The following is a 22,157-nucleotide window of genomic DNA, read 5'->3' as shown; positions in this document are numbered from 1 at the left end:
CTGCTTCAAGATCAGCCGATGACAAAATAATTAATTTTCCAAGTCGGTCATCAGATCAATATCTTTCAGAATGCCAGAATCATTGACCGGGCAAAGATGGAGTGCTGCACGATGTCGCTCAATGATTGCGGCACCACCTCGATCACCCTGCAAATTCACAAGTTCATGCTGTAATTGCGCCGCAAATCCGACTGGATGTCCGACCTGACCCTCAATCACTGGCCGGGCAATCAGGGCTCCTTGAGCCAGCGCCGAAAGTACTACCTGATAACTGCCTGATTCGATGAAAGGCATGTCGGCCAAGGCAACCAACCAGCCCCAACGGTTAGGCGTTGCCGTAATCGCAGCAGCCAAACTATGCCCCATACCCAGATGTGCCTGATGACAGACGATATGGCGCAAATCGGCACGGTTGAGCAGCACAGCCAAGTCATCATCACCTGGCCGGATCACCACCACCGTCTGTGTGCAAATACCTGCCAAATGGCGCGCTGAGGCCAGCACCATGGGCGTGCCATCGGCCATGGGATGCCAGCGCTTATCGGCACCAAAGCGCTGGCTGCATCCAGCCGCCAAGAGAATCCCGACCGGCTGACTCATACCACCTGACAACCCTCGGTAAAATTCGACTCTCTGCTTAAGCAGGCATGCTGACCATTTTTGATTGCCGTCATTTCGGCCAAGATGGAGATCGCAATTTCCGGTGGTGTATGACTGCCGATTGGCAAGCCGACGGGCCCATGCAGACGCTCAACCTCGGCTCTGGACAGATCAAAATATTCCAGCAGCCGTTCCCGACGCTTTTGATTATTGACGTGTGAACCCAGTGCGCCAACATAAAAAGCCGGTGACTTGAGTGCCTCCAGCAAGGCCATGTCATCGAGCTTGGGATCATGCGTCAAGGCGACCACCGCGCTGCGTGGATCAAGGTTCAACTCAATCACCGCATCATCGGGCATGGCCATGATCCGTTCTGTGCCCGCAACATCCCAACTATCCGTGTATTCTGTTCTGGGATCGCAAAGATAAACCCGATACCCCAGTGCCAGCGCCATAGAAGCCAGGTAATGCGAAATCTGTCCAGCGCCAATAATCAGCAATCGCCAGGCTGGCCCATGCAGTGTCACGAGCGTATTGCCATCCCATTGCAGCGCTTCACCGGCACAACCACCATTGAGCGTCACGAGACCATTCTGCAGACCAATCTGGCGCTGCACCAGTTGTCCCGTGGCAATGCGTTGCGCCAGTTGTTCCAGCAGCATTTTGTCTGGCGCGGGCTCCAGTACCAGTTCGAGTGAACCACCGCAGGGCAAACCAAAACGATGGGCTTCATCTGCCGTCACCCCATAATGCAGGACTTGCGGTTGTGTTCCCTGAAATTCACCCGCCAACAGTCGCGCAATCAGATCCTCTTCAATGCAGCCGCCGGAGACCGAACCCTGCACCAGACCATCGTCACGCAAAATCATCCAGGCACCCGGCGGACGTGGCGCAGATCCCCAGGTACGCGCCACGGTGACCAGTACAAAATGATGCCCTGCTGCAACCCAGCTGCGCGCTGTGTTGAGTACCTGCGCATCCAGATTATCCATATCAGGCCACCAATTCTGCCGTCTTGAAGGGCAGGCTGCGCAAGCGCTTGCCGGTTGCGGCCGCAATCGCATTGGCAATGGCCGGGGCGACCGGTGGCACACCAGGCTCACCGATGCCAGTTGGCGGCTCGGCTGACGGCACAATATGAACTTCAATTCTGGGCATATCGGCAATGCGCAAAACCGGATAACCATCAAAATTACCCTGCTCGACCCGCCCGTCCTTGAGCGTGATGGCCTGATACAGCGAGCTGAGCGCAAAACCAATTCCGCCTTCCACCTGTGCCCGGATATTGTCGGGATTGATGGCCGTGCCACAGTCCACGGCACTGACAATCCGATCCACCTTGACCATACCGTCCTTCTTCACTGTCACTTCGGCGACATGTGCCACGTAAGAGTTGAAAGACTCATGCACGGCGACCCCACGCGCGCGTCGCTCACCTGGGCCAGCCTTGAGCGGTGTGCCCCAGCCCGCCTTGTCGGCAGCCAGTTTCAGCACACCAGCATGGCGCGGGTGCTCAGCCAGCAATGCCAGACGAAATGCCACCGCATCGCTGTTGCTGGCAGCGGCCACCTCATCCATAAAGGCTTCGGTGGAAAATGCGGTATGGGAAGAGCCGACCGAGCGCCACCACAAAACCGGCACACCCACATTTTGTGGTGTGTGCAAGTCCACCGTCAGATTGGGAATGGCATAAGGCAGTGTTGATGCCCCTTCTACAGAAACACTGTCAATCCCGTCCTTGATCAGCATCTGCGCAAAGGGTGAACCCGCCATGATGGATTGACCCACCAGCCGATGCCGCCAGCCGATCAATTTGCCATTGCCATCCAGCGCCGCTTCCAGAGCATGATGGAACATGGGCCGATAATAACCGGCACGCATATCATCTTCCCGCATCCAGACCATCTTGACCGGAGCCCGGCCATTGATGGCCTTGGCAATCTGTGCCACTTCGAGCAGATAATCCGAGTCCTTGCTGGCACGGCGACCAAAACTGCCACCCGCGTAAAGCATGTTGATCTTGATCTGTTCCGGCTTTAAGCCAAGCAGTTGCGCAAGGTGTACCTGATCAGGTGTATGAAACTGCTCACCATTCCAGACTTCACAGGCATCAGCACTCAGGTTGATGACGCAATTCATCGGCTCCATGGCCGCATGGGCCAGATAGGGAAAATCATAGGCTGCACGCACTACCCTGGCGGCACCGGCAAACGCCTTGTCGTTATCGCCGACCTGGCGGGCTACCTTGCCGGGCTGTTTAGCCAATTCCCTGTAGCTGGTCATCAACGCCTCACTGCCCTGTTTAAAGGCGGTGCTGTCATCCCAATCGATGGTCAATGCATCTCTGCCTTTTTTTGCGCTCCAGGTGTCTTTGGCCAGCACGGCAAGACCTTGGGGAATCTGCACGACATCGACCACACCTTTGACGGCCCTGGTACGGGTGGCATCAAAGGATTTAACTTTGGCACCAAATAGTGGTGGATGCGCCACGACTGCCACCAGCATGCCCGGCAAAAATACATCCTGGGTGAAATGCGCAGTACCGTTGATCTTGGCGGCTGTGTCACGACGTTTTGCCTGCTTGCCAATCAGCCGGAAATCCTTGGGTTCCTTGAGTTTGACAGCTGTGGGCACCGTCATTTTGGCGGCATCGCCCGCCAGCTCACCAAAGGTCATTTTGCGACCACTGGCCACATGACTCAGCACACCTTCCTGCACCAGGATTTCCTGCGCCGTCACTTGCCAGCGCTGTGCTGCGGCAGATACCAGCATGGCACGCCCTGCTGCACCTGCCTTGCGCATCTGTTCCCACGAGTTGGCCATGGCAGTACTGCCACCGGTACCCTGGGTTGGCCCCCAGAACAGATTGTTATAACGCGTGGGATCGGCTGGCGCGCCTTCTACACGCACCTGATTCCAGTCAGCGTCCAGCTCTTCGGCCACCAAAGTGGCCAGGCCGGTATACGTGCCCTGCCCCATTTCAAGATGCTTGGAAATGATGGTCACACTATTGTCACTGCCAATCCGCAACAGTGCATTGGGTTCAAAATTGACTGGCGCAGCCAACCCCGCACCGGCCTTGCCAGGGCCAGCAGCAGGCAGTTTGTCAGCAGCCAGCACAGGCAGGCAAAAACCCAGTGTCAGTCCAGCGCCGTTTTGCAACAGGCGCCGACGGCTCAGGTTGGTAATGGTTTGATCGATCTTCATCTGACTCATTCTGTTCTCCTCAAACCAATGACTTGGCGGCATCGTGGATGGCGGCACGGATCCGCACATAGGTAGCGCAGCGGCACACGTTGCCGGACATGGCGTTATCGATATCGGCGTCGCTTGGTTTGGGATTATTGGCCAGCAGTGCCACCGCACTCATGATCTGACCGGACTGGCAATAACCGCATTGCACAACGTCGAGTTTCCTCCAGGAGGCCTGCACAGCCTTGCCTACTCTTCCAGAATCGATGGCCTCGATGGTAGTGATTTTTTTACCGGCCACCGCTGACACCGGCATGGAGCAGGAACGGATTGGTGCTCCGTCGAGATGCACGGTACAGGCACCGCACAGCGCCATACCGCAGCCATACTTGGTTCCGGTCATATGCAGGGTATCGCGCAAGGCCCAGAGTAGCGGCGTATCCGGCTCAACGTCCAATGCAACGGACTTGCCATTGATATGAAGTTGTATCATCGTGTAGCTCCAGGTAAGAATATGATGAATGCAGATTGCACATCTGCCGTGCCTGCAGTTTGTTCCAAGTCATGCCTGATTCGATAACCTAAAAATACTAAGTTATTGCCTGATCCTCCAAAAAATGATCGGCCCTACTCGACGGTCTCCTATTCACCGATTATGCTTGCCCAATGAATACCATTACCAATACACCCGTCAAGCTGACTGGTATTGACGACCCGATGCACATCTGGGCACAACAACGCGATACCTTGGCCAGCATCATATCCCGACACTGTCCGGCCAATGGCATGATCAACACGCCCATTCCCGGAGTGCGGCTGTTTCGCGGCTCGACCACTGCCACGCCGACCTGCACGATTATCTGTTCCAGCTTTTCAATCATGGCGCAAGGCGCCAAACAGATCACGGTAGGCGATGTATCGTATGAATACGACGCTCGGCATTACCTGATTTCATCGGTCGAATTACCATTGATGAGCTGCATCACCAGAGCCTCGGTGCAACAGCCCTATCTGGGCTTGGCGATGGACATTGATCCGCTTAAGTTGAATGAACTGGCAAGCACACTGCCACAACATAAACCAACCAATGAGGTTGATCGTGGTGTCGCAGTCGGCATGCTCAGTACCGATATCCAAAACACTGCCTTACGACTGGCGGGATTGCTGGATAGTCCACAAGATATTGCGGTACTGGCCCCACTGATTGAAAAAGAATTACTCTATCGCCTGTTGACTGGTGAGCTGGGTTCACGTTTGCGACAAACAGTTGCGCAGGGCAGCCATAGCCATCAGATTGTGCGAGCTCTGGGCTGGTTACGTGCCAATCTGGATCAACCCATCAGCATTGACCAACTGGCACAACTCACCAATATGAGCAAGTCCTCTTTACATCATCATTTCAGGACACTGACCGCCATGACACCTTTGCAGTATCAAAAGCAATTGCGGCTGCAGGAAGCACGCCGACTCATGTTGCTGGGCAATCATGATGCCGCTTCGGCAGCGCATCAGGTAGGTTATGAAAGTCCTTCGCAATTCAGTCGAGAATATCGCCGTACATTTGGAACCTCACCAGGACGCGATGTGGCGCATTTACGGCTGTCTGAAGACAAATGATCATCCGTGCTTTGCCACGATGACTGCCTGCATGATCAATCTGTCATTCCAATTCAAAGCAGTTCAGGATGACGATCAGTCCCAGATCATGTTTCTTCTGACCAACTCACCATCCTGTCGACAAACCAGTGCCATTGGCGATCGGCAATACGCTCATATTGCCAGTCTGCTCAAGCTGCTTTTTTGAGATCATCCAGCAAAGCTTGTGCTTCAAATGCAACTTTGGAGGCCTCAAAGCCTTTGCCATAATGAACGGTCCAGACCAGTTTTTCCAACATGGTCAAAACATTCTGCGCTGCTTCTGTATCGAGAGTCATGGTACGCTCCTTTTCTGTGTGGGTTTAAAAATTTAAAAATCAAAGGTTGGATGGCAAAACATCCAGCGCCACCAGCTGGCTATGCAGGGCGTCATAGGCCTTATAGCCCTGGCGTCCTTCAAAGATCGGATCATTGTCGAGTGCATCAATGGCCACTTCTTCAGACATATAAACACGACAGGTTTTCAAACCATGTGCCAGCGCGCTGATGGCTGCACTTAGCTCTGGCACTGCTTCGGTTTGATAACTGCCAGACTCAAGCATATAGTCAGCACGATAGAGTGTAGTGTCCCAGCCATGAGCTGCGGCCAGCGTCACAATGGCTGCATCAGCTGACACAGCCGTGTCAGGGGTGCGCGCCGAGAGCGCCAATAATTCGCGCGGAGTGGCTGCCTGGTAAACCAGTTGTTCTGGTTCGGTGCGAATCACGCTGATCTTGCGAAGCAGATCATGCTGATCAAAGGCAAACCAACCGTTGGCTTCGCCTGCCGGTGTCACTTCGAGCACATAAATCATATTGACCCCTTCCGAGTGATTGAATTTTTACTAACTGCGTTTTGCTGACTATGACAATTCGTCAGACCAGCTACCCAGGTAGCTTGGCAAGTTTCTGACAAAGTCGACAAAGCCGACCGATTTGAAAGAAAGTCAGCCCAGTTTTAGCCTGCTTGATTACCAATACGCAGAAATCATGCGCGCTTTGATTTGGAACAAAGATTGCACTAGGAAACTTTGCTAACACACGGCGTCGATCCGGCATCGTGGTCGCATGCGACTTCCCATTCACCGATTTGCAGGAAGAACACTATGATTGATACCGCTATCATTGGCGCTGGCCTGAGTGGCCTGGCAATTGCCCGTCAGCTTGGCCTGCAAGGCCGCTCATTCAAAATTTACGAAGCACGCGACCGGATTGGCGGACGGATCTTGACCGACCACAGCGAACGCAATCAGATGGCACTGGATATGGGCCCCACCTGGTATTGGCCCGAGACCCAGCCGCGCATGACACGACTGATTGAAGAACTGGGCCTGCACAGTTTTGCCCAGCATGATGAGGGCAAGGTATTACAGCTCAATGATCCCAATAGCAAACCCGAAGTGCTGGATGTAGCAAGTATTCATGGTGGCGCACGCCGTTTGCAGGGCGGCATGAGCACCTTGGTAGCGGCCTTGGCGCAAGGCTTGTCGGAAGACCAGCTGCAACTTGACTATGCACTCAAATCACTCACTGACAAAGGTGATCATGTGCTCCTGCAGTTTGAACATCAAGGTACCACCGCGATTGTTCAGGCACGCCGTGTGATTTTGGCCATACCACCGCGGCTGGTTGCCGAACGGGTGATATTGACACCGATGCTGGATACCGCATTGATGGATGCGATGGCCGACACGCCCACCTGGATGGCCTCGCAAGCCAAGGCAATGGTGAGCTTTCACACGCCCTTCTGGCGCGCCGATGGTCAGTCCGGCAATGCCTTTGTGAATCACGCCCAGATGGTGCTCAGTGAAATTTTTGATGCCTGCGATGCCACAGGTGAGCAAGCGGCACTCGGCGGATTTTTTGCTCTGCCACCAGCCTTGCGCCAGTCCTTCAAGGTCAGCATGCCGATGTTGCTGGAAAGCCAACTGGTACAGGTGTATGACTTCAAGGCACTGGATGGCGAAATCACCATGCAGGATTGGGCCACCGAGCCCTTTACTGCCAGCGCACTGGATCAAACTCCGCCGGTCATGCATCCTGATTACGGTCATCCACTATTGCGTCAACCGCTCTGGCAGAGCCGACTCCTGTTAGGTGGCTCCGAAACGGCCAGCTATGGTGGCGGTTATATGGAAGGCGCTTTGGAAGCGGCTGCACGGATTGTGCGCAACCTCGCCTATGCCTATGCCAATGAACAGATCAGCCAGCAAAATCCCATTACTTCGCGCAAGGAGTTCGCCATGACCAACAGCCATAATGAACAATGCCTGAGCCAATTCATGACGTGGGCGACCACCCAGCGCATGAATGCGTTTGAACGCTACCGTCGTCATCTGAATCATGATCTGGCGACTCAGCATAAAGAGCAATTAACCCAGCGTGCCTTGCTGGCTACGGTTGAGCAGATTTATAGCGAAGCCTTGATCGAGTTGGATCAACTCAGTTTTGATACACGCTCCATGTTGATCGAACAAGGCCGCGCCAGTTTGACGCAACCGGTATTGCGCTGCTTTAGCGGTTTTTCCAAAGCCATTCTGGACGATGCGGTGAACTTCAATAGAAATTCCTGCGCCATCTCCAACTTCCCGATCGAACATGATCCGGATGCTGAATATGTGCAGACGATTTCCTACGATCTGGCGGCCGCCTGGAAAGAATTTGCCATGAACGTCAATGCACTGTTGATTGGCAAGATTCCTGTTGCTGCCTGACAGAGTTTGATATTGCAGCAGCCCATAAAACAGGATTGATTGGCGGTACAGGCGGCGATCAGTCGGCCGGAATACAAGATCGGCACATGAAAATTCCGTACGTAAAAAGACCCACCCTGTAACAGGCTCAGGGTGGGTAAGGCAATTGGTCAAAAAAACAGCTGACAGACACCTCGTCTCGCGCAAAAAATCTGCTCAAATTCTGAGCAGCGATTTTATTAAATTTATTTATTTAATTTTTGCACTTTGACGTTCGGCCTTGCTGTAATTACTGAAGTGACCTTCCTTGGCGGCCGCTGCACGACCCCGGGCAATAATGCCAGCAGTTTGTCCCGGTGGAGCAGGCTTGGAAATCTGCTTGGCTAGATCAACGCTGGCGCAATGCGGACAAGCGGGCACGCTGCTACTGCGTACCAGCAGCTCAAAAGCCTGGCCGCAGGCGTTACAGTGGTAGTCATAAAGTGGCATGGTGAATCCTGATAAAAAATCTGGTTAATCTGGTTTTTAAGCAATGAAATTTCAGGCAATAAGACTGTCCAGATCAACCTGAACCTGTCCGGCAACAATTTGCAGGGCGTATTCCTTGAGTGCACAACCCTTGGGTTGCAAGCCTTGTCCGCTGTGGCCGTCAAACACCCAGGCATGCGCCGGACAGGTCAACTGCTTGCCGTTGAAACGGGCATTGGCCAGCGAAACCTGCTGATGGGGACATTGACCATCGTAAGCCTTGGGCTTGCCGCCATCGGGCCAGACCAGCAGGACTTCCTGACCATCCAGCGTAAAGGGGACTACTTCACCCTCGTAAAGACTGTTCTGTTTGCAAAGTGTGACGAATGCCATAATCAATTCCTAACGCAACTCCCAACGTCATTTCAATCCAACAAATCATTTCAGCAAACCACTGAGCCTGATGAATTCGATCCAGCAAGCTTGTCAGCCGCTGGTTGGCAATTCAAACCTGTTCAATATCCATGCAAACCTCATCACACATCGGCCGAAAATGCCGAAGGATCAATTTCCCAATGTTCAATCAACTGGCCAATCTGCACCCCTTGTGCATCGAAGGAGCGTTCTTCATAGCGCACCTTGCCTTCGCGCGACATCACAAATACGCTGCTGCTGCGCGTACCGTATTCGGACCCAACCACAAAGCAGGCCGAGCGACGAATGTTTTCTGCTTCGTCCAGACCAATCTGCGGCAGGTCAACCGTGGTGGTAGTGCGATCTGACAGCATGGCAAAACCGGCGGCGGAGATATTGTCCACCGTCAACTCCCCCTCGGGTAACGGCACAGGTGTGGCAAAAGCGGCCAGGCCATCATTGAGTTTGGGATAGGCATCAAGCAGTAAACGAAAGCCGCCATACTGTTTGATGAAGGCACCGAACACGGTATCAATACGCTCATTCTGCGGCCAGCGCTGATCCAGCAGGCCGTTGGACAAAGTGTGCATACCCTGCGTCAGCGCCAACGGCAGGCGTGACTTGGTCGCCGCATAAAAAGCCTGGCGGGTATTACCCACAATCAGGTTGAAAGGCAAATGCGCCGACTTGTTGCGCATGAAACGGCGTGAGTGCACCACCGGTTCTTCTTCCGACGCCAGATAGTCGATTACCAGCTGACCGCGCGATGGCGTATCGGCAGTGGGCTGTGTGTCATCGGTAAAACCGGTGACCAGTGCAAAGCGACCATCACGCATAATCCCCAGCCAGGTCCCGCCGCCTTGCTCGTCTTGGCCACCCAGCCATTGACAAGGCATATCATGCCAGGCAGGCAATTGCGCAGGCCGGGCATGCAGCTCATCACGATTGAATAACACCACGACTGGAAAGTCGGGATGGGCACGCCAGGCAATGGCTGCAAGACTCATGGCATTCCTTTCGCCCCTAGGGCGTGCTGCGGCATTGTTGAAGACCGGCCCAGATTGGGCGTTGCCAATGCCAGCGCAATAGTCAATGCCAGTGCCATCAATTTGATGGGCGAGCAGCCAGGTAATCTGCCAGAATCGCTGCCAAAGCAGGGCATGATTGGACGAACCCGACAGCGCACACAACAAAGTCCGGCCCGATCGCCAAAACGCCTTGAAATTGGACAGCACAGCAGTCTGAGTGCGCATGGCATTCCTTTGCGACAGCATGAACCGGTGATAAAAACAGCCTTGTCAGTTTTAAGACAAAGCCACCCTTACCAACTTACTGAGCAAAAAGGATACCGCGTTGCAATATTTCAGAGAAAAAGGTACTTCTCGGGAGTAAAAATTATTAACCAATATATACGCACTACATGAGTCAATAATCAATACAACTCCCCTCCAGTATAAGGATAAATAGAATAATCGAGTTGATTGAGTAGCCTGGGCTGATGACCAATTCATGCTGCGCCGGTGGACTTCATGACGCTGGCGGTGGCTGTTTGATGACTATGCGTCAATGGTCCGGCGATCGGATTGCGCCGTTCTGATGAAAAAGTGGAAAGCAAACCCGGCGCATTAAAGGACGGATCGGCGAGAGATTGAAATAGCGATCGCCACCCTGCAGTGGCAATGCCAAGACCTGAGCAAAAGACGCACGTAGATGGTTGATGGAAAGGTCGATGGCTTGCCGCAAAAACCGATGATGCGTGCTGCAAGCCATCGACTCGCCAACGAGTCGACTCAGCGGCTTATTTCGACTTGCCGTCCACAATCACCCATTGCGCCTTAGGCATGGCATGATGATGCATCTTGACGGCATCATCGGCATTGGTCGGCGCAGAAGGTGCCGGTGTAGTTGGCTCGGGTGGCAGCGTCACCTTGCAGACCAATGAAGTATTGGTACCCGGTACCTTGATCAAGGCGCCATCGCTATACGGCTCACCCGCATACAAACAGGTCGAAGCATGATGCATCATCATCGCATGCATATGATGCATGCCTTCCATACCACCATGACCACCGTGTTCCATCATTCCCCGTCCCATCATGCCATCCTTGTCACCATCACCATGATCATGCGCAGGTGGTGGCACAGCAGGCGCATCACTGGCCGACAAAGCATAAGTGGAAACACTGGCCAACATGGCCGCCAACAACAATGACAAGGTAAAACTTTTGCGTAACATTATTCTTGCTCCTCAAAATTTAAATATCTGCTGCTTATGACAAAGACTGACAATAAAGCAGATACATGAGCTCAGATTAACCAAGTTGCCCGTTCGTTCCATCAAAAAGATGAGATTTACAACCTTGTTTGGTTTATATCAAAGTGGATACAAACTGGTGACAATGCAGGTTGAAGATGTGCTAACGACCAGTTTTATTTACCTGATCACCTATCTGATCAGGTAAATGTCACTTTCCCGTCACCACCTGCACTGCCGCTACCCGCGCCTCGTGCACGGCCTCTTTGATGCGTTGTGGATTGTCCTTGAATTGTGCGGCGACGGCACCGGCATCCACGGCCAGGGCGGCACGCAAGGCAGGCAATAAAATATCGGGCGGCGCATAGGTTTTCACATCATAGCCCGGACGGCCTTTGAAATCGCATTCGCAAGCCAGTAGTAAATCGGCAAAGCGTTGCGGTTTGCGCAAGGCATCACAACGCTCGAACAGACGCACAATCGTCGCGGCACGCATTTCATCGGCCCGGCCAATGGTGCCATGTTCACGCGCTGTCATGATGGCCAGATCACGACATTCAGTCGGCACTTTGAGGCGTGCGCAAACCGCCTCCACCAAGGCCACGCCCTTGGTCTCATGACCAATATGGCGCGGCAAAATATCTGCCGGCGTGAGCCCTTTGCCTAGGTCATGCAAGAGCGCGGCAAAACGGATGGGCAGACTGTGGCTGCGCCGCGCTGCGTAATCAACAACCATCATGATGTGAATGCCGGTATCCACTTCGGGATGGTGCTGTGGTGGCTGCGGCACACCAAACAACTGGTCCAGCTCGGGCAGCAGTCGCGCCAATGCGCCACACTCGCGTAATACCAGCCACATGCGGGAAGGCCTGGCTTCCGTCAATCCACGTGCCAGCTCCTGCCAGACACGTTCAGGCACCAATGCATCAACCTCACCTTCGGCCACCATATGCTGCATCAGACTTTGCGTTTCAGGTGCCACATGAAAGTCGCTGAAACGTGCCGCAAACCGAGCTAATCGCAAGATGCGCACAGGGTCTTCCACAAATGCCTCACTGACATGACGAAATACGCGTGCCTGCAAATCGGCCTGACCGTTGTACGGATCAATGATGGCACCGACTTGCTCACCCTGCGCATTGATGGCTTGTGCCATGGCATTGATGGTCAGGTCGCGACGCAGCAGATCTTCTTCAAGCGTGACACTGGCATCATAAAAAACCTGAAAACCCTTATAACCTTTGGCGGTCTTGCGCTCGGTACGCGCCAAGGCATACTCGGCATGCGTGTGCGGATGCAGAAACACCGGAAAATCTTTACCGACCGGACGAAAACCCTGCGCTGCCAGCTGCTCTGGCGTGGCTCCGACAACGACGTAGTCACGATCCTGCACCGGCAAGCCCAGCAAGGCGTCACGGATCGCACCGCCAACCACATAAATTTGATAAGAAGATGCTGGCAAAGCAGCAGAATGGGCTGAAGTTGTCATCAGCCAACTATAGCAGGAAAAAGCGTGAAAATTGATTACCAGCAATATGCCGGATAAAACTTTAAACCCTTTACCGCCAAGACGCCAAAGAACACAAAGTTGTCAGCTAATAGTCGATTGATACGGAAACAGGGTGTCGCTGGACTTGCCATAGCAAAGAAATGAATCATGTGATGTTTTTCTTGGTGCGCTTTGTGGCACTTGGCGTCCTCGCGGTGAATGTTTTGACTTTCAATTTTTTGAATTTTGGCAGTGAATCATTCACACACTCAATACTGTTCAAATTGAGGAATCACCAGGTGTTCAGCCAATGCCCCACCGACCCAGGCTTGTACGGCAGGCAATTCATGTACTGCGCGAACATATTCAGCCAGTGACTGCGGCACGTCGATCGCATAGGTCAGCAAACGCATCACCACGGGCGCAAACATGGCATCGGCAATCCCGAATTTGCCAAACAGAAAGAAACCATCCGAACGCTCCAGACAGTCTTGCCAGATGTCAAAGATGCGGCTGAGATCACGTCTGACTGCATCGGCATCGACGCGGTCAGCCCAAATCTGCGCGGGAAAGGTACAGCGAATATTCATCGACAAGGCACTGCGTAAATCAGCAAAGCCTGCATGCATTTCACAACTGATACTGCGGGCACGAGCACGCTGGCCGGGTGATTCGGGCCATAGCTGCAATTGCGGATATTTTTCGGCCAGATATTCGCAAATGGCCAGAGAGTCCCAGACCACACGAGCACCATCAACCAGACACGGCACTTTGCCGGAGGGTGACACTGCCTGAATTTTTTGTTTGGAATCGGGCAGGTAGAGCGGCAGTAAAGCTTCTTCAAACTCAATATCATAATGGCGCATTAGCACCCAAGGTCGCATCGACCAGGAAGAGTAATTTTTGTTGCCGATATAGAGTTGCATACGACCTCCCTATGATTCAAGGCATTGGCAGGGTAACCATACCTTGGCTGATTAACGTGGGGGAATAGGTATGTTTGATAAATCCACCACATGCAACCAGAGATCAAACTGACAATAACCCATATGACCCGGTGCCTTGAAGTTGACCACCCCACTGGCGCGCTTGCCACTGATGCTCAAAGTCTTGAAATCCCAATTGCCGGTCATGCGACCACCTTTATGCTCCACCTCAAGCCGGGTACTCCAACCCGGATTGTTGACAATTTCATATATGCCCGGATGGGTTGCCTCAACCGTTTTGACATCCATCGAAACTCTGGCATTGGGCAAAATGGAAATGACACGGAAATCAGCCTTGTTGCTGCGCGTATCCACAATCACATCGGCACGTGCTTCGGGATTGCTGAACTTCATGCCATCGACATCACAATCAAAACGCTGCTGTGTGGGCAAGGCTTCCACCACATCGGTCGCGCGTTGTGCAGTCCAGCTGCCGGCAAGGCCAACACCCGGATTTTTCCACTGGCCCTGACCAGCGCCCGCGGCAGTGAGCTGCCCCGAAAACTTGGCACCAGTGGAAGTCATGCCCCTGGGTGCCGCCGTAAAGTTGGTCTTGCCATCTGCCTCGACCTGACCACTGATTTCAATCGGCAGTTGCGTTAATTTTGAAGCACCAATGCCTTTGATCAGGCCTTGTTCATTGACCGTTGCAGTGCCCGAACCAGTATCGCCCCCACCAATGGTGAAATTCCAGGTGCCTTTGAAGTCTTTGAAGGACTGTGCCTGAACCAGACCCGTTGCTTGCAATGCAAACAACATGAACAGCATAGAATTTTTTGGGGAAGTGAAAAATGTCGGCATCGTCATGGTTTAAATAATTAAAAACAGGCTGTTGATCTTAATGGTCAGTTAACGATCCAGCATCACAATCGTTGACAAACCATTGACAACCAGGGGCAACCTTGACAACCACGACGCCCCATTCAACTTAACGATGCGCCGTTTTACGATATTCATCCATCCGTGTACGAGGATGCGCCCCCGCCAGGTACAGCGGTGCAATGTCAGCCAAGGCATGCAATTGCACATTGAGTTCTTTGGCCAAAGGTTGGTTCGCTACATTGTCCACTTTCATTGAATCCAGATTGTCCCGTGACATGAGCTGTCCTGGCAGATGCTCCAGCAGCCAGGCCTGCAAGCGCCCCAAAGCATCTGGCAGCGGAATCACCGGTCGCGGATGACCGGAAGCGCGCCCAGCCATTTCTACCAGTTCTTGCAAAGTATAGACTTTGGTACCGGCCAATTCATAGGTCTTGCCAAAAGTTACAGAGTTGTCGAGCGCATTGACAAAGGCTTGTGCCACATCTTCCACAAAAATGGGTTGAAAACGGGTACGTGCACCAGCCAGTGGCATGATGGGCAACCTGGCTTGCATGCTGGCAAACATGTTTAAAAATTGATCTTCATAACCAAACACGACGGATGGCCTGAAGATGGTGGTGGCCACACTGGATTCTGACAGCGCCGCCGCTTCACCCGCCGCCTTGGAACGTAGATACATGGATGGCCCGTTGCTGGCCGCACCCAGGGCACTCATATGCAGATAGCGCGGTTGCGGCAAAGTGATTTTTTCAGCGAGCGCGGTCACGATACGGGCAGGCAGCTCTACATGGGCCCGCTCGAAATCCACCCCAAACGGCACCCCCTGACGACTATGCAAGATGCCCACCAGATTGATGACGGCATCATGCTCGGCAATCAGGTGTTCGAGAAAAACGGTGCTGATATCACCCTCCACCACATCGACGGTGGGCAAGGGCAGGAGATGTTTGGCACGCTCGCGGCGGCGGGTCGGTACGGTGACGTATTTGCCCGCATCCACCAGTTTTTTGACCACATGACTACCAATAAAACCACTGCCGCCTATTACCAATACAGTTTCGTAGCCCATTATCATTCCCTATTTTTAGTCGTGCATGGCGGTGATTGGCTGACTGATGAACCATACGGAACGGTACCAAACGGTAAAAAACAGTCACCACCACAGGATGCTCATTATCGCTAAAACTCTGGCGCTTGTTAAGAAAGCGGATGCCTGACAGGCGAGGCGTCGTGTTGCACTGCAGTGGGCGGCAGCAAATTGCCTGGCAGCACTGAAGTGCAATGCGGACAACGTGTCGCCCGGAAATCAATGGTGCTGCGGCAATAGGGACATTTTTTGTCGGTCGGCTCATTCTCCTCATCGGGTTCGTCAAAGGCGCTGTCGAGCTTGGCCTCGGCTTGGGTGAAAAGCCGAATCAAGATGAACATGGCCATCGCCACCAGCAAAAAGGCAATGAGGTTATTGATGAATAACCCATAATTGATGGTCACCGCGCCGGCCGCATGGGCGTCTGCCAAGGTTACATAAGGCCCACGATTTTCCGGTCCGGCCTTGAGGATGAAAAACAGTCCTGAGAAATCGGTGCGGCCAAGCAAAAGACCGACCGGTGGCATGATGATGTCATCCACCAACGACTTGGCTATCGTGCTGAATGCCGTACCGACCGTAAAACCAACGGCGAGGTCGATCAAATTGCCACGCATGGCAAACTTGCGAAAGTCTCTAAAAAAACGCATCTTCACAACACCATCTTCAATTTTTCAAATTGAATGATCCATCTATCATGCTCTTCATGCAAGCGGGGCTGCAGAACCAGCAATCGGATTGGCACCCGATCACCTAACGCCCTGCACAAGCCCAGGCTCAAGCTAAACAGCACCAGACTTTAAATCCGTCCCGTGACCAGCAGCACCACCAGCACAACCAACAAAATACCGGAGACACCACTTGGCGCGTAGCCCCAGTTGCGACTGTGATTCCAGGTTGGCAAACCACCGATCAACATCAAGATCAATAAAACAAGCAGTATGGTACCGAGCATGATGGTTTCCTTTTTTAAAGTGAACTTGCTTGAAAACACTTTAAAGACTCATCATGGCGACCACCATGAGCACAAAACTGGAATGACTGTCAGTGCTGGCTGACAATAGAAACAAGGCATTTACGGGTAGAACATGTACAGCGTCATGAACCGCTTTGATACTGCAATATCAATATACTCCCACCAATTTGAGCATTTTTATATTGAATTAACCGCTCAGGTGCGTATTGATTGGTTCTACAGGGTACCGCTTTTTACTTCCCGGCAGTATATATTCTAAGGTGTTTGCCAGAGCAGCAGCAGCACGCTTTGCGTCACCAGTGCATTGAGCGGCTGGTCGTGGCTTTCGTGAGGCAGCTGGTCGAGCAAGGCGTCGTCAAACACCAGACCAACGGTATGAATAGGCTGCGGCGAGTGATGATGTAATTGCGCCAATGTGCGGTCATAAAAACCTGCGCCATAACCAAGCCGATAACCCTGCCGGTCGGCCGCCACACAGGGTATCAACAGACAGTCGGGCATGATGATTTCATCGCAGATTGGTGTGGCAATACCAAAACGGTCTTTGTGCATGGCGCAACCAGGCTGCCAGCGTAAAAACTGCATGGCGTCATCTGGATGGCCGACGCTCGGCAAGCCAATCACATAGCCCTGCTCGTGCAATTGCTGCAATAAGGGCAAGACATCGGGCTCATTGCGAAATGGCCAATATGCCCCCACGTTGAAGGTAGCTGACGCAGGATGCGCAGGGTGCGCTTGATGTTTCCGCAAATGATCCTGCAACAAGGCCATCATGCGCGCCGAACCCAGGGCATGGCTGGCGGCATCCATGGCAATGCGGGTATTCAGATATGTTGTTCTGAGGCTGGCTTTATCCATAAATGGCTCAAGGAGGAGGATAATGTAAGAATACGTCGTCGGCGTCACCATGCTGAATTGGCTGACACTTGGCAATGCTCATTATTATGCTAGAAGGTAAAACTGTGCTCCCGAAGTTGATTGACCGTTTTGTTTCATCCCTGATTTTGCGATTGGATTTCACGCCCATTGGGTCTGCCAGATCAGCAAGCAGCAAACCCGCCTTGCTGCTTGCTGTATCGATACTGAGTGTACTGGCCTTGCCACTAGGCCTGCCCGGTGCTGCGCAGGCGCAAAAACGGCCTGCTGTGGCAGACTCACCCGATGATACTTTTATTCAGTTGCGTGAAGCCTCGCGTGCCAACGACTACGCCAAGGCCAGCCTGCTGGCGGCGCGCCTTGGTGATTATCCGATTCGTGCCTATGTGGAATATTTTCAGATCAAGCCGCGCATGTTTGATAGCACCGGCCTGCCACGCACCGATGCGCCCGATGCCGAGATTGCCAGTTTCATCCGCAAATATGATGGCGAAGCGATTGCCGACCGCATGCGCAACGACTATCTGCTGGTGCTGGGCAAACGTCGTGACTGGACTCAGTTTGACGCCATCTATCCACAGTTTGTCTTGAAGGATGATGCCCAGGTCAACTGTTACGCCATGGTGTCACGCGGTCTGCGTGAAGTGAATGATGGTCCGGACAAAAACGAAAAAAACGAGTTGCAGCGACAGGCCGCCCGACTGCTGCTGGAAGACAGTAAAAATGGTGTCGGTGATGGCTGCTCATTGCTGGCCGATACCTACTTTTCACTGGGACGTTTAAAACCCGCCGATATCTGGGACCTGGTACGGATTGCCTATGACGCCAACTATCTGACCGTTGGCAAACGACTCGCGCGACTGGTGCTCGACAACAATCAGGAAGCGCAACTGGAAGCCGATTCCGACAGCATTGCCGGCATTGTCAGTGGCAATAAAAATGACAATGAAATGGCCGCACTGAGCATTGTCAAACTGGCCCGTACTGATCCAGCCAAAGCGGCCGACCTCATGGACAATATGCCGCTGACGGCGCGCAGCAAAGGTGCGCTGTGGGGTATCGTCGCCATGAATGCCGCCAAAAAGCTGCTGCCCGAGGCCGCGGGCTATTACCGCAAGGTGGGCGATGTCAAACTCTGGGACGAAGCTTATCAATGGCAAGTCCGCGCCGCCTTGCGTGCCGGTGACTGGAAACAGGTGCGCCATGCGGCCGAGCGCATGAGCGCCGAAGCCCGCAAAGACCCAACCTGGACTTACTGGCTGGGCCGTGCCTACAAACAGGAAGGCCGCAAGGAAGATGCGTTTGAACAATGGCACAGGATTGCCGAGCAATACAATTTTTATGGTCAGCTCGCCAATGAAGAACTGGGTCGCGCCATTCCACTGCCACCACAGGCAACACCAAACACCGAAGCCGAACTGGCCGAGGCCGAGCAAAATCCCGCCTTTCAACGTGCCGCCAAGTTTTATGATCTGAACCTGCGCTTTGAAGGCAACCGCGAATGGAACTGGCCCTTGCGCAATATGAGTGACCGGCAACTGCTGGCTGCCGCCACCTATGCCAAAAAGATCGGTTTGCTGGATCGCACCGTCAACACGGCCGATCGAACCCGCGAAGAACATGATTTTTCGCTGCGCTATCTGACCCCTTATCGGGATGTCGTCAAACGCCAGTCCAATGCCATCGGCCTGGATGAAGCCTGGGCTTACGGCATCATGCGCCAGGAATCACGCTTTATCACCGTAGCGCGCTCCAATGTGGGCGCCTCGGGGCTCATGCAGGTCATGCCGGCCACCGGCCGTTTTGTGGCCAAGAAAATCGGCCTGATTGGTTTTGATGCGACCCAGCTCAGTGATATCAATGTCAATGTACAGATCGGCACCAATTATCTGAAAATGGTTTCCGATGATCTGCAAGGCTCGCAAACATTGGCATCTGCCGCTTATAACGCTGGCCCAGGTCGCCCCCGCCAATGGCGCTCGACCCTGCAAAAAGCCGTCGAGGGTGCCATCTTTGCCGAATCGATTCCCTTCAACGAAACCCGCAACTATGTCAAGAATGTACTGGCCAACGCAACTTACTATGCCATGCTGTTTGATGGCCAGGTCAGCTCCCTGAAAAGTCGTCTTGGCACGGTTCGGCCTGCCGACTTTTTACCGAGCGATTTGCCTTAGGACCAGTTGCCCTGCCAATGACCCAAGCAGCTTCATGATGGCGTACCAGAACCATCCTGAAGCTGCCGCAAAATTAAGGCACAATGCCAGTTGGCCTTATTTTTTGTGCTGCCATGAACTCGCCCACTCTGTCACCGACTGCCGCATCCCGTCCCCGCTCACATCTGAGCAAAATCTGGACCCTCATCAAACCTTATTGGGTTTCTGAAGACAAAAGGCAAGCCTGGTTATTGCTGTTTGGCGTCCTCGTCCTCACGCTTGGACTGGTCTACATCAATGTTCTGCTCAATGGCTGGAACCGTGATTTTTACAATGCGCTCGAACAGAAAAAGTTTGAAGCCTTTACTGCCGCACTCTGGCAATTCAGCTATCTGGCATTTGCATATATTACAGTGGCCATCTACAAAATTTATTTGAATCAGATACTGGAAATGCGCTGGCGTAACTGGCTCACACAACGTTATCTGGATCGCTATCTGGCCAGCAAGGCGTATTACCGTATCGAATACCGGCATGTCGATGGTGCCCATACCCTGACCGACAACCCTGACCAGCGAATTGCCGAAGACATCAAGATGTTGACCAGCAATACCCTGTTTCTTGGTCTTGGCCTATTGTCGAGCATCGTCACACTGGTGTCATTTGTCGGCATTCTTTGGTCGGTGAGTGGCCCGATCAGTTTTCTGCTGGGCACAAGCGAGATCACGATTCCCGGCTATATGGTGTGGTTTGCGATAGCATATGCAGCGCTTGGCAGCGTGATCGTCTACAAGGTCGCCAGGCCGCTGATCGGCCTGGAATTTGGCAAGCAGCGCGTCGAAGCGGATTTTCGTTTTGGCCTGGTTCGGCTGCGCGAAAATGCCGAAGGGGTGGCACTGTATGGCGGTGAAAAGGCCGAACGGCAAAGTCTGGATCTGCGCTTTGTTGAAATTCTCACTAACTGGCGTGATCTGATCAAATTCACCAAACGGCTCAATCTGGTCACTACCGGCTATGCGCAGTTTGCTATCATCTTTCCGATTTTAGTGGCAGCACCGCGCTACTTTGGTGGAGCGATCACCATGGGTGTGCTGTTTCAGATCAGCTCGGCCTTTGAAAAGGTGCAGGACTCGCTGTCCTGGTTCGTCAATGCCTTCGACTCACTGACTGCACTCAAGGCGACCATCGACCGGTTGACCTCTTTCAGCGCTGCACTGGACGAGGTTGAGATATTGAATCAAGATAAAACCCAGGTGCAGGTGGTACGCAACAATGTCGGTGCCATTCTGTTTGAACAGTTAAGCTTGTCTTTACCAGATGGCACACCCTTGCTTAGCCCCTTCAGCCATTCACTCATGCCCGGTACCCATACACTCATCACCGGCCCCTCAGGGTGTGGCAAGAGCACACTCCTGCGCAGCATTGCGGGATTATGGCCTTATGGTGGCGGCCATATTGAATTACCCAACCATAAACGGCTGTTCTTTCTGCCACAAAAAGCGTATCTGCCGATTGGCTTTCATCCGCCCAGAATTGATCCAGATGATCCCGAGCAACAGTTCACGCCCGGCAATGCCATCAGTCTGGCTGATGCATTGGCTTACCCAGCCAAAGCCGAAGACTTCATGCGGGTCTCGCTTGAATATGTGCTGGTGCTGGTCAATCTGCCCCAATTTGTGGATCAACTCGATCAATTTGATCTTTGGTCACAACGCCTGTCACCTGGCGAACAACAGCGTCTGGCCTGTGCCCGTGCGATTTTGCATAAACCTGATTATTTATTTCTTGATGAAGCCACCTCTGCACTGGATGCAGATTCGGAACAGCGCGTTTATCAATGCCTGCTCAAGGAGTTGCCGCATACGGCGATTGTGAGTATTGCGCATCGCGATTCGGTTGCGCAGTATCACACCACGCAATGGCATTTTGTCCATCGCGCTGATGGACAGGCTGGTCACGACATCATGGTTCAACCTATCAATGTGTAATCCACCATGAAATATTTATGGCTGCTCTGTTCAGGTCTCATTTTTGTCACCAGACTGGCGCTGGCACTGGACGTTGGCAAACCCGCACCCAACATTGAAAGCACCCTACTCAACCATCAACCCTTTACCTTGAGCCAGCAATTAGGGCAGGTGGTCATCATCAATTTCTGGGCGACCTGGTGCGGCCCCTGTCGCCAAGAGATGCCGGATCTGGAAAATTTTTATCAACAACATCGCGCCGAAGGTTTAAAGATTCTTGCCATCAGCATGGACGATCCTGCCGATGACAACAAGGTACGCGAAGTGATGCAGCAATACAGCTTTGATGCGGCATTCAGCCGCGATGTCAACTATAAAGGTCTGGGTAGAATCTGGCGCATGCCAATGACTTACGTGATTGACCGGCAGGGCATCATCCGCAAAGATGGCAGTGTGGGTGAACCCAAAATTGATTTCCCCACATTGGAAGCACTGGTGACCCCCTTGCTCAAGCAAGCTGCCAAAACACCCTGACCACCGTGACC

22 protein-coding genes are annotated in these 22,157 nt (G+C 53.0%); 5 read left to right on the top strand and 17 right to left on the bottom strand.

What is annotated here, in order from left to right; all coding sequences use genetic code 11:
- Positions 1-30 precede the first annotated feature (30 nt).
- The 4 genes from ACMYR3_RS00710 to ACMYR3_RS00695 are packed head-to-tail and all read right to left on the bottom strand — an operon-like array spanning position 31 to position 4,285.
- Entirely contained in the window at positions 31-600 is a 570-nt protein-coding gene (locus ACMYR3_RS00710; protein WP_424193564.1) for a nucleotidyltransferase family protein, read from the bottom strand.
- Complete coding sequence (locus ACMYR3_RS00705) at positions 597-1,592, bottom strand: XdhC family protein (RefSeq protein ID WP_424193562.1); 996 nt, start codon at positions 1,590-1,592, stop codon at positions 597-599. Before ACMYR3_RS00705 ends, ACMYR3_RS00710 begins: the two co-directional genes overlap by 4 nt.
- Before the next feature lies 1 nt (position 1,593).
- A complete protein-coding gene (locus ACMYR3_RS00700) occupies positions 1,594-3,807 on the bottom strand; it encodes a molybdopterin cofactor-binding domain-containing protein (RefSeq protein ID WP_424196286.1) in 2,214 nt (737 codons plus the stop codon).
- A 19-nt stretch (positions 3,808-3,826) separates the two neighbouring features.
- Positions 3,827-4,285 carry a (2Fe-2S)-binding protein gene (locus ACMYR3_RS00695; protein WP_424193560.1) on the bottom strand — a complete coding sequence of 153 codons (459 nt, stop codon included), beginning with the start codon at positions 4,283-4,285 and terminating at the stop codon, positions 3,827-3,829.
- Positions 4,286-4,458: 173 nt separating this feature from the next.
- On the opposite strand from ACMYR3_RS00695, the gene ACMYR3_RS00690 reads away from it, so the two are divergent.
- Positions 4,459-5,409, top strand: coding sequence for an AraC family transcriptional regulator N-terminal domain-containing protein (locus ACMYR3_RS00690; RefSeq protein WP_424193558.1), 951 nt, complete (start codon positions 4,459-4,461; stop codon positions 5,407-5,409).
- 170 nt (positions 5,410-5,579) lie between these two features.
- Here ACMYR3_RS00690 and ACMYR3_RS00685 read toward each other — a convergent pair whose 3' ends face one another.
- Together ACMYR3_RS00685 and ACMYR3_RS00680 are read right to left on the bottom strand one after the other, a co-directional pair.
- Positions 5,580-5,726 carry a hypothetical protein gene (locus tag ACMYR3_RS00685; RefSeq protein ID WP_424193556.1) on the bottom strand — a complete coding sequence of 49 codons (147 nt, stop codon included), beginning with the start codon at positions 5,724-5,726 and terminating at the stop codon, positions 5,580-5,582.
- A gap of 39 nt (positions 5,727-5,765) precedes the next feature.
- Positions 5,766-6,242 (bottom strand): hypothetical protein, encoded by a 477-nt coding sequence (locus ACMYR3_RS00680; RefSeq protein ID WP_424193554.1) that lies wholly within the window; start codon positions 6,240-6,242, stop codon positions 5,766-5,768.
- Positions 6,243-6,533: 291 nt separating this feature from the next.
- Between ACMYR3_RS00680 and ACMYR3_RS00675 the strand changes: the two genes are divergently transcribed.
- Complete coding sequence (locus tag ACMYR3_RS00675; RefSeq protein WP_424193552.1) at positions 6,534-8,141, top strand: flavin monoamine oxidase family protein; 1,608 nt, start codon at positions 6,534-6,536, stop codon at positions 8,139-8,141.
- Positions 8,142-8,369: 228 nt separating this feature from the next.
- Here ACMYR3_RS00675 and ACMYR3_RS00670 read toward each other — a convergent pair whose 3' ends face one another.
- The 11 genes from ACMYR3_RS00670 to ACMYR3_RS00620 all read right to left on the bottom strand — a co-directional run bounded on the left by ACMYR3_RS00670 (position 8,370) and on the right by ACMYR3_RS00620 (position 17,474).
- The gene (locus tag ACMYR3_RS00670; protein ID WP_424193550.1) at positions 8,370-8,609 is read right to left on the bottom strand and encodes an FmdB family zinc ribbon protein; all 240 of its coding nucleotides are present in this window, start codon (positions 8,607-8,609) and stop codon (positions 8,370-8,372) included.
- Positions 8,610-8,660: 51 nt separating this feature from the next.
- Positions 8,661-8,981, bottom strand: coding sequence for a Rieske 2Fe-2S domain-containing protein (locus ACMYR3_RS00665; RefSeq protein WP_424193548.1), 321 nt, complete (start codon positions 8,979-8,981; stop codon positions 8,661-8,663).
- 143 nt (positions 8,982-9,124) lie between these two features.
- Positions 9,125-10,255: an NRDE family protein gene (locus tag ACMYR3_RS00660; RefSeq protein ID WP_424193546.1), complete on the bottom strand. Its 1,131-nt coding sequence runs from the start codon at positions 10,253-10,255 to the stop codon at positions 9,125-9,127.
- Positions 10,256-10,800: 545 nt separating this feature from the next.
- Positions 10,801-11,238 (bottom strand): hypothetical protein, encoded by a 438-nt coding sequence (locus ACMYR3_RS00655; protein ID WP_424193544.1) that lies wholly within the window; start codon positions 11,236-11,238, stop codon positions 10,801-10,803.
- A 229-nt stretch (positions 11,239-11,467) separates the two neighbouring features.
- Complete coding sequence (locus tag ACMYR3_RS00650; RefSeq protein WP_424193542.1) at positions 11,468-12,745, bottom strand: multifunctional CCA addition/repair protein; 1,278 nt, start codon at positions 12,743-12,745, stop codon at positions 11,468-11,470.
- A gap of 269 nt (positions 12,746-13,014) precedes the next feature.
- Positions 13,015-13,671: a glutathione S-transferase family protein gene (locus tag ACMYR3_RS00645; RefSeq protein ID WP_424193540.1), complete on the bottom strand. Its 657-nt coding sequence runs from the start codon at positions 13,669-13,671 to the stop codon at positions 13,015-13,017.
- Between the two features lie 51 nt (positions 13,672-13,722).
- On the bottom strand, positions 13,723-14,490 hold the full coding sequence (locus ACMYR3_RS00640) for a hypothetical protein (protein WP_424193538.1): 768 nt from the start codon (positions 14,488-14,490) through the stop codon (positions 13,723-13,725).
- A 169-nt stretch (positions 14,491-14,659) separates the two neighbouring features.
- On the bottom strand, positions 14,660-15,622 hold the full coding sequence (locus ACMYR3_RS00635) for a complex I NDUFA9 subunit family protein (protein WP_424193536.1): 963 nt from the start codon (positions 15,620-15,622) through the stop codon (positions 14,660-14,662).
- 128 nt (positions 15,623-15,750) lie between these two features.
- The gene (mscL, locus tag ACMYR3_RS00630; RefSeq protein ID WP_424193534.1) at positions 15,751-16,290 is read right to left on the bottom strand and encodes a large conductance mechanosensitive channel protein MscL; all 540 of its coding nucleotides are present in this window, start codon (positions 16,288-16,290) and stop codon (positions 15,751-15,753) included.
- Positions 16,291-16,439: 149 nt separating this feature from the next.
- The gene (locus ACMYR3_RS00625; protein WP_424193532.1) at positions 16,440-16,595 is read right to left on the bottom strand and encodes a DUF3309 family protein; all 156 of its coding nucleotides are present in this window, start codon (positions 16,593-16,595) and stop codon (positions 16,440-16,442) included.
- A gap of 276 nt (positions 16,596-16,871) precedes the next feature.
- Positions 16,872-17,474, bottom strand: coding sequence for a 5-formyltetrahydrofolate cyclo-ligase (locus tag ACMYR3_RS00620; protein WP_424193530.1), 603 nt, complete (start codon positions 17,472-17,474; stop codon positions 16,872-16,874).
- A gap of 86 nt (positions 17,475-17,560) precedes the next feature.
- Between ACMYR3_RS00620 and ACMYR3_RS00615 the strand changes: the two genes are divergently transcribed.
- From ACMYR3_RS00615 to ACMYR3_RS00605, 3 genes are all read left to right on the top strand, one after another.
- Positions 17,561-19,666 carry a transglycosylase SLT domain-containing protein gene (locus ACMYR3_RS00615; RefSeq protein WP_424193528.1) on the top strand — a complete coding sequence of 702 codons (2,106 nt, stop codon included), beginning with the start codon at positions 17,561-17,563 and terminating at the stop codon, positions 19,664-19,666.
- Between the two features lie 113 nt (positions 19,667-19,779).
- Positions 19,780-21,633: an ABC transporter ATP-binding protein/permease gene (locus ACMYR3_RS00610; RefSeq protein WP_424193526.1), complete on the top strand. Its 1,854-nt coding sequence runs from the start codon at positions 19,780-19,782 to the stop codon at positions 21,631-21,633.
- A 6-nt stretch (positions 21,634-21,639) separates the two neighbouring features.
- On the top strand, positions 21,640-22,146 hold the full coding sequence (locus ACMYR3_RS00605; RefSeq protein ID WP_424193524.1) for a TlpA disulfide reductase family protein: 507 nt from the start codon (positions 21,640-21,642) through the stop codon (positions 22,144-22,146).
- Positions 22,147-22,157: the final 11 nt, after the last annotated feature.

This window comes from Ampullimonas aquatilis, from assembly GCF_049675895.1.
Lineage (GTDB): Bacteria > Pseudomonadota > Gammaproteobacteria > Burkholderiales > Burkholderiaceae_D > Ampullimonas > Ampullimonas aquatilis.
Note: the sequence above shows the minus strand (reverse complement) of the source record. Positions and strands in the feature narration are given on the sequence as shown.